The organism is Natrinema sp. H-ect4, assembly GCF_041894845.1.
Lineage (GTDB): Archaea > Halobacteriota > Halobacteria > Halobacteriales > Natrialbaceae > Natrinema.
In genome coordinates this window covers 317026-330656 of sequence record NZ_JBHDYC010000001.1, presented here as the reverse complement: position 1 = coordinate 330656, position 13631 = coordinate 317026, and the positions used below count along the sequence as shown (strand labels likewise).

Annotated in this window: 9 protein-coding genes and 3 pseudogenes; 6 read left to right on the top strand and 6 right to left on the bottom strand. The window is 58.1% G+C overall.

Features of this window, described 5'->3' with window-relative positions; genetic code table 11:
- Window positions 1–110 precede the first annotated feature (110 nt).
- The gene (locus ACEWFR_RS01595; RefSeq protein WP_374059398.1) at window positions 111–1655 is read right to left on the bottom strand and encodes a class I adenylate-forming enzyme family protein; all 1545 of its coding nucleotides are present in this window, start codon (window positions 1653–1655) and stop codon (window positions 111–113) included.
- A gap of 583 nt (window positions 1656–2238) precedes the next feature.
- Here ACEWFR_RS01595 and ACEWFR_RS01590 point away from each other — a divergent pair.
- On the top strand, window positions 2239–3315 hold the full coding sequence (locus tag ACEWFR_RS01590; protein ID WP_098726714.1) for a phosphotransferase family protein: 1077 nt from the start codon (window positions 2239–2241) through the stop codon (window positions 3313–3315).
- Between the two features lie 469 nt (window positions 3316–3784).
- Here ACEWFR_RS01590 and ACEWFR_RS01585 read toward each other — a convergent pair whose 3' ends face one another.
- From ACEWFR_RS01585 to ACEWFR_RS01575, 3 genes and pseudogenes are all read right to left on the bottom strand, one after another.
- Window positions 3785–5632: an archaea-specific SMC-related protein gene (locus ACEWFR_RS01585; RefSeq protein WP_374059397.1), complete on the bottom strand. Its 1848-nt coding sequence runs from the start codon at window positions 5630–5632 to the stop codon at window positions 3785–3787.
- Between the two features lie 2 nt (window positions 5633–5634).
- Window positions 5635–6219, bottom strand: coding sequence for a rod-determining factor RdfA (gene rdfA, locus ACEWFR_RS01580; RefSeq protein ID WP_374059396.1), 585 nt, complete (start codon window positions 6217–6219; stop codon window positions 5635–5637).
- A 231-nt stretch (window positions 6220–6450) separates the two neighbouring features.
- A pseudogene (locus ACEWFR_RS01575) lies at window positions 6451–6891 on the bottom strand (IS6 family transposase); the annotation flags it as partial.
- An 86-nt stretch (window positions 6892–6977) separates the two neighbouring features.
- On the opposite strand from ACEWFR_RS01575, the gene ACEWFR_RS01570 reads away from it, so the two are divergent.
- Window positions 6978–7808 carry an IS5 family transposase gene (locus ACEWFR_RS01570; protein WP_374059395.1) on the top strand — a complete coding sequence of 277 codons (831 nt, stop codon included), beginning with the start codon at window positions 6978–6980 and terminating at the stop codon, window positions 7806–7808.
- 33 nt (window positions 7809–7841) lie between these two features.
- Here the strand turns inward: ACEWFR_RS01570 and ACEWFR_RS01565 are convergent.
- Window positions 7842–8033 (bottom strand): annotated as a pseudogene (locus ACEWFR_RS01565) (IS6 family transposase); the annotation flags it as partial.
- Between the two features lie 102 nt (window positions 8034–8135).
- Here ACEWFR_RS01565 and ACEWFR_RS01560 point away from each other — a divergent pair.
- Complete coding sequence (locus tag ACEWFR_RS01560; protein WP_374059394.1) at window positions 8136–8462, top strand: TRAM domain-containing protein; 327 nt, start codon at window positions 8136–8138, stop codon at window positions 8460–8462.
- Window positions 8463–8584: 122 nt separating this feature from the next.
- Window positions 8585–8752: a hypothetical protein gene (locus ACEWFR_RS01555; protein WP_374059393.1), complete on the top strand. Its 168-nt coding sequence runs from the start codon at window positions 8585–8587 to the stop codon at window positions 8750–8752.
- A gap of 77 nt (window positions 8753–8829) precedes the next feature.
- Here ACEWFR_RS01555 and ACEWFR_RS01550 read toward each other — a convergent pair whose 3' ends face one another.
- Window positions 8830–9390 carry a TATA-box-binding protein gene (locus tag ACEWFR_RS01550; RefSeq protein WP_374059392.1) on the bottom strand — a complete coding sequence of 187 codons (561 nt, stop codon included), beginning with the start codon at window positions 9388–9390 and terminating at the stop codon, window positions 8830–8832.
- Window positions 9391–9481: 91 nt separating this feature from the next.
- On the opposite strand from ACEWFR_RS01550, the pseudogene ACEWFR_RS01545 reads away from it, so the two are divergent.
- Window positions 9482–10160, top strand: a pseudogene (locus ACEWFR_RS01545) (transposase).
- A gap of 425 nt (window positions 10161–10585) precedes the next feature.
- Window positions 10586–13624 (top strand): FAD-binding and (Fe-S)-binding domain-containing protein, encoded by a 3039-nt coding sequence (locus ACEWFR_RS01540; protein WP_374059391.1) that lies wholly within the window; start codon window positions 10586–10588, stop codon window positions 13622–13624.
- Window positions 13625–13631 lie beyond the last annotated feature (7 nt).

Here is a 13631-nt window from a genome sequence, read left to right as displayed (position 1 = left end):
CTGTCGAAGTGTTTCAAAAACGGAAGGGCAAACCGCGTACAGCATCGAGGGCCGGTCGACGGCCGTTACAGTGACCGCTTCGTGCCGAAATCCGACCGAACGGATCGTCGCTATTCGAGCTCTATTTTCCGGACCTTTCCGCTTGCAGTCCGTGGCAGTTCGTCGATAAACTCGACTTCCCTGGGGTGCTTGTACGCCGCGAGGTTATCGAGGGCGAACTCTTTGATCTTGTCTTCGGTCACGTCGGTCCCGGGAACGATGTCCGCTGCTGTTACGACGAACGCTTTGGGTACTTCGTTTCGTCGCTCGTCCGGCACGCCGACCACGGCAACGTCCGTCACTGCCTCGTGTTCACGTAGCAGGTCTTCCACCTCGCTCGGATAGATATTGTACCCCGACGTAACGACAACGTCCTTGGCCCGATCGACGATTTCGTAGTAGTTATCCTCGTCCCGTCGAGCCAGATCGCCGGTCCGGAAATATCCCAGTTCGTCGAAGGCCTGCTCGGTCTTTTCGGGCAGGTTGTGATACGCTTTCATCACGTGTGGGCCCCGAATCAGCAACTCGCCCTCTTCGCCGGTCTTGACCTCGTTGCCCTCGTCGTCGACGATTTTGCAGTCGGTCATTCGGAAAGGTTGCCCGATGGACCCCAGTCGCGGCCCGAACGTGGATTCGTGGCCGGCATGCGTCGCACCGCTGGTCTCGGTCAGACCGTACCCCTCGTACATATTGACCCCGGCAACCGATTCAAACTCCTCCTGGACGGTCACGGACATCTTGGCCCCGCCTTCGCCGACTGATTCCAGGCTCGAGAGGTCGTACTCGCCGAACGACTCGTGATTCACCATATCGACGTACATCGCGGTGACCCCGTTGAACGACGTTATTTCGTGCTCTTCCATCGCGGCCATCGCTTCAGCGGGGTCCCAATTGTTGGGGTTTCGAAGGAACATGTGGCCGCCTTTCAACAGCGGTTGCCAGGTGCAGTGATAGACCCCCGTCGTATGATACAGCGGCAGGAATACTAGCGTCCGCTGGTCATCAGGGTCTTCGACGCCTGTATCGAGACCGGCAAACGCCTGCGCGCGTAGGTTGCCGTGTGTCGAGAGAACTCCCTTCGGCTTGCCGGTCGTTCCGCTCGTGTATAACTGGGTAGCGACGTCATCGGTGTCCCGTTCGACACAGAGCGGTTCGCCGTCGACCGCTTCGAACGGAACGTCGTCCTCGTATCCACCACCGACCGTAATCACGAGGGGATCGAGCCCGGTCTCCTCGAGCGTGTCTGCGACGGTGTCTCGAAGGGACTCGTGGGTGACGATCGCCTCCGCGCCGGAGTCCGTGAGCTGGTGAGCCAACTCGCGTGACTGGTACTGCGGGTTCGCAGGCGAAAACGGCGCTCCCGCCTTCAGTGCGCCGAACAGCGTGATGACGAACTCCGGACAGTTAGGGACGTATACCAGTACTCTATCGTCCGGCTCGATCCCCCGCTCCGCGAGTCCGCCCGCAAACGCCGCCGAACGATCGCGCAATTCCGCGTGTGTCATGGTGCGGTCGCCCATCGTAATTGCCGGCGTATCTCCGTATTCCTCGACCGTGATGTCGTGAAGTGCTCCGACGTTTTCGGTGCCGCTCCCGTAGAAGTCTTCTCGTTCCATGCGTAGTGTCGACGTTTGACACGGCCTATTGTGAAACTATCGATTGAAACGCCCCGATGTCACCGGCCGGGTCCGGGTTTCGTCCGCAAGTACGAAATCGGAGTGAAATAGTAGCCACTGAAAGTCACTGTACACCTGATCGTACGACGGCGTTGCGATCAGTGTGTAATTCGTTTCAGTGACTACTATAGATACTGGACGGAAGTGCGGAACCCCTCGGACGGGGACGGGGACGGGGACGGGGACGGGGACGGGGGTCATGCGGATCGCAGTACTGCCGCCGACCGTGTGGAACTTCCACACTGCTTCGAGAAATGAATCAGTCCTCGGAAGACCAGTAGAGCGACGGAACCGCCGTCGAACTGCCGTTTCGGGAGCGAACGAAACACCTTTGCCGTTCCGTATCAATGATGCTACCGAATGGCAGTCGAACTATCGGTGGGTGAGATACGGTGATCTCGGCGAATGCGAACGCCTGCGTCAGGGAGACGGCGGCACACGATAGTAACGAACGCGCGAGCCATCCGCCGCGCACAGGGAGAAGTTTCTCGGCGAACGATCGGACTGAGTACACAACGTTCCAATGACACTCGATATTGACGATATTTCAGGTCAGTTAGAGTCGTATCTCTCCGGACGGTTGAGTAATGGAGACGTTTCGGTAACGGACCTCGAACGGCACACCGAAGGCTGGTCGCGGCAAACTATGTCGTTTACCGCCAGTTGGGCCGAATCGGGCACGGATCGTTCGGACCGACTCGTCGCCCGCGTCGATCCCGATCAAGGGGACGACCGACCGCTCGACTACCGGAACGATATCAGTACGGAGTTCGAAACGATTGAAAGCGTCCACGAGGCCGATGTCGACGTTCCCGTTCCCGAACCGTACTGGTTCGAATCCGACACATCGGTCCTCGGTGGATCGTTCTTCCTCGTCGGACACTGTCCGGGGTCCGCACCGGTCACGTGGAACCCCCGAGATCGGCAGTCGCTATACGAGTCATGGGATCGCGACGGCAAACCGTTACCCAACCAGTTCGTCGACATCATCGCGAACATCCACGAACTCGATAGCGATGATGTCCCCTGTCTCGAGTCGCGAAGCCCCGACGAGGTGATCGCTGCGAACCTCGAACAACAGGAGTTCAACTACGAGGAACTGAAACTCGTCGACGAACCGGCAGTAAACGAGATCCTCAACTGGCTTCACGAAAACAAGCCCCACGTTCCGGAAACGACGCTGGTTCACGGTGATTTCCGAGTCGGGAACATGTTGTTCCACGACGACTCCATTTCGGCCGTGCTGGACTGGGAGCTCTCACAGATTGGCGATCCGATGTTCGACCTCGCGTATTCGTCGCTACAGTACTTCGCCGGCAAGCTCGTCGAGCCGACCGAGAGACCCGAACTCGCCGGCTCGCTGCTCGAGCGCGAATGGTACTACGACGAATACGAGGCGCGAACCGGTCGAACTGTCGACCGCGAGCGGCTTCGCTACTGGCGCGTATTCAGCGCGTTCCGGATGATGAACGGCGGAGTGGGCGGCGCTCGGCGATTCCACGCTGACGATAGCGACGACGTTCGGGACGCGTGGTTCCAGTACATCGTTCCGGGGCTGATAGAAGACATGCTGGACCTCATTGAAGACGACCGGATATAAGCCGTATACGCGTCGACGGCGTCGCACACGTCAGTTGACGGCGGTAGATCGGTCGCCGCCCCCAATCGTACCCGTATTTGTGCGGTCGTTCGACATCGCCAACTGCTATAGGACGACGAGAGCCGACACACCGAGACTATCGAACACCACCTCGAACTGTTTTATAACCAGTATCTGGTCATTTCGTACGCGACCGTTCCCCATTCAATAACACACTTAGTTTGTTATCATCGACTTGCCACACCTGTTACGGATGCGAATTCCCAAACCATGGTGTTGTTTGATGTGGTTCTATTGAACTAGGTGAACGAGACCGACCACTTTATCGAGACGGACCGAGCCGTAAACATCAGAAACTATCTTCTAGTTTATTAATCACTCACTGAAAACGCAAGATTCGCGAATCTATCGTTCGGGTCACCACCCCTGTTTCACTCGACTGATCAGTGAATCGGATTACAGCACAGGATCAGTTCTGAACGGCCGGTTCAAACAGTATCGTGTCGAATGCGGTGTCGACAGTGGACTCCGGATGAACCGTTGCAACCAGGAAGTCGGTTTTGTTGGCGAAGTAATCGACAAGTCGGCGAGTGCGTTCAGCGTCGAACGCACCAAGTGAGTCGAGGGCGAGTACCGGCGTCACGTCGTCAACGTCGTACGTGACGAATCCGGCGAGCGCGAGGACGAGTCCGATCATCTCGCGCTCACTTTCGGCTAGGTGTTCGATCGAATCCGACTGGGTTCGACCGTCGACTTCCCGAGCGATTACCAGCTCGAATTCGCCGTCGAGCCAGACACGTTCGATCCGTTCGAACTCGAGAGCATCCAACAGTTCGTCCATCGTCTCGTTGAATACAGCCCGAAGTTCGCTCTCGAGATTTTCGATCTGATCCGTTAACGTCGTGATCTCCTCGGACAATTGTGCCACCTCGTCACGTTTGCGCTCCACGTCGGCACGCGTTTCGCGGAGGGATTCAGACGCCTCCTCCAGTCGCTCGATGTCTCGGCGGATCGTCCGGATCTCGACGCGCGTTTCCTCGATTTCGCCAGTGAGTTCCGACTGCTCGGAGCGCTGGTCGGCGTTTCGGTCAGCGATTTCTTCGTCCAGTTCGGTAAGACGTTCACGAACGTTCTGACACTGCTCTTGGCGTTCGTCGAGAGAGTCGCGACGGCTCGCCAGCTTCTGCTCGATATCCTGTTCTTCTGCCTCGAGTTCCTGAATATTTGTCTCCGACCGTCGAACCTGCTCGATCTGTTCCGATATTTCATCGATCTTTGGTTCGTGTTCCCGTTTGCGCCGTTTGTCCGCTTTGACCAGCGTCGTCAGTTCTTCAACCGTCTCATCTAACTCGTCGATCGAGGCTGATTGACCACAGGTCCAGCAGGTCACTTCCTCTCCCATCAACCCGCTATCGCGACCGAGAGCGCCCGTGAACTCGGAGTTGAGCATTTCCCGATTTGCGGTCAAGACCGACTGCAGAACGTCGAGACGCTTCGTTACATCGTCGAGTTCAGACCGAACCGATTTTCGCTTCTGTTTGAGCGATTCAATATCGGTCTCTTCAACGGCTTCGCGCGCCTCCTCGAGTTCCGCGCTGATCTCGTGTTTCCGGTCCTCGAGTCGGTCGATTGCGGTTTCGAGTTGTTCGATCTGGGCCTCGCTCTCGGCCTCATCGGAGCGCAGATCGGCCCGCTTCTCGCGTAGCTCCTGAAGACCGTCGTCGCTGTCGGTATCGTCTTGCTCGTCGTACAATTCCTCGAGTTTCGACTCGAGTTCATCGAGTCGCTCCCGTTTGGTTTCGAGTTCGCGCTGTCGGTCCTCGAGCTTGTCGTCGACATCACCGACAGACTCGATTTCCGTAGTGAGCTCTCGTTTCCGGCGCATTTTCGTCGCCCGCTCCTCCTCAAGTGACTCGATATTCATCGGCCCTTTCAGTAGCGGCTCGATGTCTTCGTTGCGCGCCACGGCACTTCGAAGCGAATTCGTCTCCAGTAACGCCGCGAATCGCTCGAGGAGAGTGACGTCATCTGGGTCTTGGATCCACGCTTCGCCGCTCGTTTCGACACCGTTGTCGGTTCGGCGGGCGATCCTCTCGATTTGCGTCTCGTCCGATGACAGCACTGCGCGAGCCTCGTCCGCTCCGCTTCGGATCGGAACCGTACTGGATCCGAGCGCGAAGAGGAGTCCCCTGAGTAGCGAACTCTTGTTCGCGGCGTTCGGCCCCTGGATGAACGTCGGTTCTCCTGTGAGGGTTATTTCTTTTCGTTTGATACCGCCGATATTTTCCAGCTCGAGGTGAAGTGTTTTTTCAGCCATAGTTAGTTGTTACAACGACAGACGTATCCACGCCGAATCGAACGATCAGCGGGGACGCGAGCGTGACAGTTCTCGCATTCCAGTTCTACGGTGACGGAAACGGTGACGTCACCGCCGGCAGTCAACTGCTCTTTATTCCGTAACGATCGAACTGCCTCCGTTATTTTCGTTTCGGCGTGGTTCCGTGAAATATCGATTGCGTCCCGTTCCCACTCCCCACTCGAGAGATCTACATCAGACTCCAGACACTCCTTCAGGTGTGTCCGGATCACGCCGTACGAGACGAAATCGTCCCGTAACTGCTCGATTGGAACGCCCGTGTTCGCTAACTCCGTCGCGACCTCCGCTGCGATCGCCTCGTCGGATTGCAATCGCTCGTATTTCGACTCGGCTTCGTCTCCGAGAGTCGAGAGCCCCGCACGGTCCATTTCGCGGCGCAGCATAAGTGTATTAAACCATTCGGAAAGTTTCCGATATCCCTTTCGCTGGGACGAATCCGCTTGCCACTGTTCGAGTAATTGTTCCTCGTATCGCTCCATATCGTATTCATCTAATACTCGACAAACTTTACATCCATACTCGCTCATTGGACTTAATACTCCCCCAAAACAAATAAGAACGTCGGTTTGATACTCTACTGGATTAATTACGCGATTTCGGACGAACGAAACCAAATGGAATTCAGGTCGACAGCGGGGGCTGTAGACGATAGTGAGAACGGATCTGTCGGGAACGAATATCCCGATCGAGTTCCGTTCGGATGTCGTACCGAAGCGCAGGTTCGAGAACCAGGGTGTATACTTTCGAACCGGCCGTGTTCAGATTAGTTGATTGCATACGTACGCGTAGCGCTGGAGCCACGTTTCGGTGGTATTCGGTTCGGCGTTTCTGATACAATTTTCGAACTGGTAGGTTCGTCGTTTTACTTCCTGAAAGAGATGTTCGACGGCGTTCCGATTTCCGTGTGTCTCGTGACGAAATCGGAGGCCGTGTCGGTTACGTGCAGCTTTCAGCCACGGTCCAGAATCGACGAGAAACACGGCGTCGTCGACATCGTGTTTCTCGGTGAGTTCAGAGAGAAAGATCGAGGTAACACCCTCGTTCCGCGTCGGAAACAGCCTGAAGTGGAGAAATTTGTTCGTTTCGGGATCGACAGCACCGTACAGTCAGTAGCGCTGATCGTCGAGATGGATCACGGTCTCGTCGAGTGCGATATGATCCGGCTGGGCACCGTCTGTCGGCTGTCTGTCATTCTTTTGACCCAATTGGGCTGTGTTGAACCACTAGACGGCGTCGGGGAAGGTCAGTAAATCGAAGGAGTTGAAGCGGGGAAATTTGGTTGTCCATGACGCAAATCTCCCGCTTCACTGAGCGTTGTGTCTCGATTGCTCAAAGAGTTACGGGTGAACGAGGCGAATCCGCCGCCCCGCAGGGTGGCGGCGGATTCGCCGACTATGCCCTTGTTTCGCTGCATTGTCTCCGGATTTACCTCGATACCTCCTATCGAATGACGATCGATTTGTTGAAGGAAATGCCGCAAATAACAGGGAAGATCGGCCTCAGGGCGGCCAATCTCCCCGCACCATCCACGCTGTGTAAGGCGTTTGATCGGATCGAAATGAGTGTCTGCCGAGTGCTGCTGCGCCAGTCGGCGCAGCTGCACGATCTCTCTGAGCACGCTGCGATCGATGCAACGTTCTATGAACGAGATCGTGCTAGCCGTCATTACTGCCAGCGAACGAATTATCGCGTACAGACGCTCAAAGTGACAAAACTCGTCGATACAGCAACGCAAGCTGTGCTCGATCTTCACTGCTCGACGACGCTAGAAGGTAGCGACGCGGATCTCTGTGAGCAGATCGCCCGCCGGAACGCGGGCGATCTGCGGTCTCTAGCCGCTGATAAGGGCTATGACAAGCAACAACTCCGCGACCGACTCCGTGACCTCGACATTCGACCACTGATCAAACACCGGATCTTCGCGCCGTACGATCACGCACACAACGCCCGCATTGACGAAGATCGGTACGCTCAGCGGTCAATGACCGAAACCGTCAACTCCGCCGTCAAGCGCTCGCTCGGCTACGCCGTGCGAGCGCGAACCTGGTATCGAGAGTTCCGTGAAATCGCTCTGATGTGTGTCGTCTACAACATCAAACGCGCTGTCAAACAGTGAAATCCACCGCCTTACAGCGATTCAACAAAGCCCCCAATTGTGAACAGTCGAGCGCGCCCGTTCGACACCGAAATACTCTAAGACAGAGATAGTCTCTAAAAATGGTAATTGTCACAACTGGTGCTGGATACTGAGTTCGATGAACTCGCGCGGTGTCTGCTCGCGCTCCACAAAATCTAGCTCGATCCCGATGCTAGATCCGTCGAGACGGTCGAATTCTGGCAGAGCACAACGAATTCCACCGCCTCACTCCGTCACACTCTACTCTGAACAGCGCCCCGGGTGATCAGCGGCATATTTTTACGGACTACCGGCATCGGTTGCGACGTGGGACGCTACCATCCAGGGAAACACGACTCATTCATCAAGTGTGATACGCCTCGATGTGGGGCAAACAATGCCCCAGAAGGGTCCGCAGAATACGAAACTGACTGCTGGCGGTGCGGGGAGCCCCTCGGCGGAAAACCCGAGCCCGGAGAGGAGGTCACCGTCGATATCGTCGATGAGAAATCCGACGGAACGCTCGTCTGCAAAACCGAGAGCGGATTCGTCCTCTTTCTCGAGGAAGACATTGCAGCGATCGAGGCCACGGTTCGAGTTACCACCGTCGACGAGACGCACGGAGAAGCGGAACTCATCGAAACGGGATCGTAGCGCATCCGGTATTCTGCTGGTCGATGACTCGTGGAGTGCTCACTACGTTTGCAGGTGCTCGCGATAACGCCGTCGTCTGTACGTATTACAACGGATTCTGGCCCGATAGCAGCTGAAAGCCAATGGACACCCGCTCGCACGATAGTAGCGCGGTCCGGAGCGAACGCGGTTGGGGGCGAGCGCGGTTCGGAGCGAACGCAGTGAGCGAAAACCGCGGGAACGCGAACGGCGAGCAAAGCGAGCCGGGAGCAATCACGGTGACGAGAACCGCGGACGTGCGGTCGGTGTGACTCGTTTCAGTAGTTACCCGGGCCCCTGAAGGGGGCACCAGTACAAGCAAATCGGTTCAGCGACGGACGAAGACGCGTTACTCGAGCAGGCCGAGCTCCTCGAGGCGGGTAACGATCACATCGACGGCCTGACTGGCGTCTTCCACCTTCTTCCCGCCGGTGATAACCAGTTTCCCGGAGCCAAAGAGGAGGGCAACGACTTTCGGTTCATCGAGGCGATACACGAGTCCGGGGAACTGCTCCGGTTCGTATTCGATATTCTCGAGACCGAGACCGATGGCGATTGCGTTCAGATTGAGGTTGCGGCCGAGATCAGCGCTGCTGACGATGTTCTGGACGATGATCTCGGGGTCCTCTTCGACCTGGATCTGGAGTTCGCGAAGTTCGTCGAAGACGATGTTGAGACTCTCGTGGACGGCGTCAGTGCTTTTCGCGCCTGTACAGACGATCTTCCCTGAACGGAAGATCAGTGCGGCGGACTTGGGATTCTGGGTGCGGTAGACGAGACCGGGGAACTGTTCGGGGTCGTAGTCGGCCCCCTCGAGGTCCATTGCGACACTCTGGAGATCGAGTTCCTGCCCGATGCCGGTCGACGCCACCACGTTTTCGATGTTGATGGATTCCTTCGGGTCAGCCATAAGACGTTCAAAAATATGTATTTAAAGCTTATAAACCTGCGTACTATAGTATCCGTTAGAACTTTCTACTCAGTAACTGCAGCTCTATGTAATAGATACCCTTGACGAAATTTCTGTCGAGGAATTGCAGATACTTTCGACAACGCTGAGGGAAAGAAGCCGACACAACGGCTATGGGCGGCAATAGCGTACAAAAATGGTCTTACACATACGGAACTAGCCGAGTGGTACGGCGCTCAGTGACGGACAATCTACAGTTGGCTCAAGCGACTTGAGACTGACGAGTCGCTTGAACAGGCTATGACTAATGATAACTAAACTGGGAGAAAACGAAAGCTCTCAGAATATGAGTAAAAGATATTCGAAGAAACTGTCCACAAATCTCCTGCGGAAGTTGGGATCAAAGCGCCGTCATGGACGCGATCACCGAAGACGATGATCGCTTTTTCTCTCGATTCCAAGAGTACGTGACTGCCGAACACGCGAAATATTTCATTCTTACAGTGTGTAACTAGTTCGGAGATAATCTGACTATTGTGCTGGACGAAGCACCGTATTTTCGGGCGTTGGCCGTCACGGACCTAGCGGCCCGTGACGACCTCTCCTTCGTGAGATTGCCGGCGTATTCGCCAGAGGTCAATCCGGTCGAAGAGTGCTGGAGACAACTTCAATCAGCACTAAGCAACCAGTTCTTTGATTCACTTTCTGAACTCACAACAGCGATTGATACCGCTCTTGATCAACTCTCTATACCAAAGGTGAGTAATTAATTCTAACTCCTACTATAGCTCCGACCAGCAGAAGCGAAAACGTGAGTGGTTCGATTTGCTACTACCGCTGTCAGAACCGATCGTATCACTGATTCTATGGTAGCCACCGAAGGCCACCGACCACCTGATCACACGATGGCGGTGTGAGTAGTGTATAACCGTTTCAGTGGCTATTGCGCAGCGATTCGACCGACTCGAATCACGGACAAAAATCCCTGCCCCCAGAATCATATATCGAAGTGTGATTTGTAAAGTAGTATAGGAATCGTTCCGTGAACGGTGGCAGCATCAGTCATCGAATCACGCCTCCTTCGTTGAGCGGCCCATTCGGTTACAGAGCGAACTCTATTGAGGCCGACCATCTGCGTCAGAACTGTAAGTGAGTACCATCGTTTAACTGCGTGCGAGACGATCACACCTCCCACATGGTCGCCGAGGATAGCAGCATCGGTACGATGGTTGAGGATCGAGACCGAACGCGACGGGGATCAGCGCTCGAGACGGAACGAGAACTCAGCAATGAGGCACTGGCGGCCGACCTTCGGGCCGCCTGCGACGGTGACGTGCGATTCGACGAGTACGCCCGCGTCCTCTACGCGACGGACGGCAGCATCTACGGCGCACAGCCCGCAGGCGTCGTCATCCCGCGGGACACTGCCGACGTTCGCGCAGCCGTGCGCGTTGCGGCCGACTACGACGCGCCGGTCCTGCCGCGCGGAGCGGGCTCATCGCTCGCCGGGCAGGCCGTCGGCCCGAACTGTGTCGTCCTCGATCTGTCGCGACACATGGACGATATCCGAAGTATCGACCCCGACGAACGGACCGCCGTCGTCCAGCCCGGCGTCGTCCAGGACGATCTCGACGCCGCACTCGAGCCCCACGGCCTCAAATTCCCACCGGATCCCGCCTCCTCAAACCGGGCCACGATCGGCGGCGGGATCGGAAACAACTCGACGGGTGCACACTCGGTGCGCTACGGCATCACGGACGCCTACGTCGAGGAATGCGAAGTCGTCCTCGCCGACGGATCGAGGATCCGGACTCGAGATGTCGTCCTCGACGGACCGGAATGGGAGCGAATCGTCTTGAAAGACGACCGCGAGGCCGCGATCTATCGAACGGTTCGGCGACTGGTCGAGGATAACGCCGCGGAAATCGAGGAGCGGTATCCGAAACTCAAGCGCAGCGTCAGCGGCTACAATCTGCAGAAGGTGATTCGGACGGATGCCGACGGAAATCGAATCGTGAATCTCTCGAAACTGGTCGTCGGTGCCGAAGGGACCCTCGGCGTCGTCGTCGAAGCCACGCTCTCGCTCGTGACCCGACCCGACGAGACCGCGCTGGTCGTCTGCTGTTACGACGAGCTGCTCGAGGCGCTAGCTGCCGTTCCCGAGGCCCTCGAACGTCGGGCCAGCGCGGTCGAACTGATGGACCGAGAGGTGTTCCGTCTGGCCGCCGAGTCGGCGGAGTACGCAGAATACGCCGAACCGATCCCCGAGGGGACCGAGGCAGCGCTGATGCTCGAGTTCGATTCCGAAGTCGTCGACGACCTCCCGGATGTGATCGCTGGGGCGACGACCCGGCTCGTGGACGACGGAGCGGCGTTCGACTCGCTTGAGGCGTTTGCCCCCGCGGAGCAAGACCGGCTCTGGAAGCTCCGGAAGGCCGCGATCCCGCTGTTGATGAGCATGGAGGGCGACCCGAAGCCGTACCCCTTCGTCGAGGACGCGTCCGTCCCGCCCGAGGAACTCGCCGAGTACGTCGCGGGCTTTCAGGAAATCCTCGAGAAACACGACACCACGGCGGCGTACTTCGCACACGCGGGGGTCGGCACGCTCCACATCCGGCCGGTCCTGAACCTCAAGGAGGGTGGCGACGTCGAGAAGATGCGTGCGATCGCGGACGACGTCACCGACCTCGTCTCCGAGCACAACGGCTCCTTTTCCGGAGAGCACGGCGACGGCCTCGCGCGGACGGAGTTCAACCCCAAGCTGTATGGCTCCGAGCTCTGGACCGCCTTTCAGGACCTCAAAACGGCGTTCGACCCGGACTGGCGAATGAATCCCGGCAAGGTAGTCTACCGGGAAGACGATCCCACGGACATCCGCGAACACCTGCGATACGGCCCGGAGTACGCCTCGCTCGAGCCGCGGACGACGCTGGATTTCGACGACGAGGGCGGCTTCTCACACCTCGTCGAGCTCTGTAACGGCTGTGGCACCTGCCGGCAGACCGACGGCGACGTGATGTGTCCCACGTATCGGGCGACCGAAGAGGAGGTCGCGACGACGCGCGGGCGGGCCAACCTGCTCCGGGCGGCTATCAGCGGCGAGATCGAGCCCGAGGAACTCTACGGCGAGCGGTTCCAGGAGGAGGTGCTCGATCTCTGTATCGGCTGCAAGGGTTGTCAGAGTGACTGTCCCACGGGGGTCGACCTCGCGAAGCTCAAGGCCGAAGTCAAACACCAGTACCACGACCGCGAGGGGACGAGCAACCGGGAGCGACTGTTCGCGGACATCGACCGGCTGGCGGCGCTGGGGAGTACGTTCGCGCCGCTGGCGAACCGCGCCACGAAACTGCCGGGTGCGCGGACGACTCTCGAGAAGACGGCCGGGATCGCGGCCGATCGGACGCTGCCGACGTTTCGGCGGGAGTCGCTGGTCGACTGGTTCGCGAAGCGAGACCCTCGTGTCGATCCCGAGTCGGCCACTGCGGGCGTCGTCCTCTTCCCCGACACGGACACCAACTACGCCAATCCGGCGGTCGGGAAGGCCGCCGTCGAGGTGCTCGAGGCTGCGAACATCCGCGTCGCGATTCCCGATCTCGGGCCGACTGGCCGGGCGGCGTACTCCACGGGGATGCTCGAGGTCGCCGCGGAACAAGGTGAAGCGTTACTCGAGGACCTCGAGCCGTACCTCGAGCGCAACTGGTCGGTCCTGTTCGTCGAGCCCTCCGACGCCGCGATGGTCGTCGACGAGTATCGCTCGCTGCTCGACGACGAACGGGTCGACACGCTCGCGGCGAACGCCTTCGGCGTCTGCGAGTACCTCGATCGGAACCGGCGGGACGAGGAGCTATCGTTCGACCAGACCGAGACCGCAGCGGCGCAGGTGGCGTTCCACGGCCACTGCCACCAGAAGGCTCGCGGCGCGGACCACCACGCGGTCGGCGTCCTTCGGCGCGCGGGCTACGCCGTCGATCCCGTCGACTCGGGCTGCTGTGGCATGGCCGGCAGTTTTGGCTACGAAGCCGAACACTACGACCTCTCGAAAGCGATCGGCTCGTTGTTACGGGACCAACTCGAGGAGAGCCGGACCAACTCCATGCGCGCTGGGGCGGAAACGGGCGAGCGCGACGGGACATCTGTCGTAGCACCCGGTACCTCCTGTCGGACACAGATCGGCGACTTCGAGGGGTACGACCGGCCCGCACATCCCGTCGAGTTGCTCGCTCGCGCCCTTTGACTGGACC

What these genes read in the sequence shown, in the direction of transcription:
- ACEWFR_RS01595 (WP_374059398.1), bottom strand. Translation starts at nt 1,655, where the DNA reads ATGGAACGAGAAGACTTCTACGGGAGCGGCACCGAAAACGTCGGAGCA.
- ACEWFR_RS01570 (WP_374059395.1), top strand. Translation starts at nt 6,978, where the DNA reads ATGACGCAAATCTCCCGCTTCACTGAGCGTTGTGTCTCGATTGCTCAA.
- ACEWFR_RS01590 (WP_098726714.1), top strand. Translation starts at nt 2,239, where the DNA reads ATGACACTCGATATTGACGATATTTCAGGTCAGTTAGAGTCGTATCTC.
- rdfA (WP_374059396.1), bottom strand. Translation starts at nt 6,219, where the DNA reads ATGAGCGAGTATGGATGTAAAGTTTGTCGAGTATTAGATGAATACGAT.
- ACEWFR_RS01585 (WP_374059397.1), bottom strand. Translation starts at nt 5,632, where the DNA reads ATGGCTGAAAAAACACTTCACCTCGAGCTGGAAAATATCGGCGGTATC.
- ACEWFR_RS01540 (WP_374059391.1), top strand. Translation starts at nt 10,586, where the DNA reads ATGGTCGCCGAGGATAGCAGCATCGGTACGATGGTTGAGGATCGAGAC.
- ACEWFR_RS01555 (WP_374059393.1), top strand. Translation starts at nt 8,585, where the DNA reads ATGGACACCCGCTCGCACGATAGTAGCGCGGTCCGGAGCGAACGCGGT.
- ACEWFR_RS01550 (WP_374059392.1), bottom strand. Translation starts at nt 9,390, where the DNA reads ATGGCTGACCCGAAGGAATCCATCAACATCGAAAACGTGGTGGCGTCG.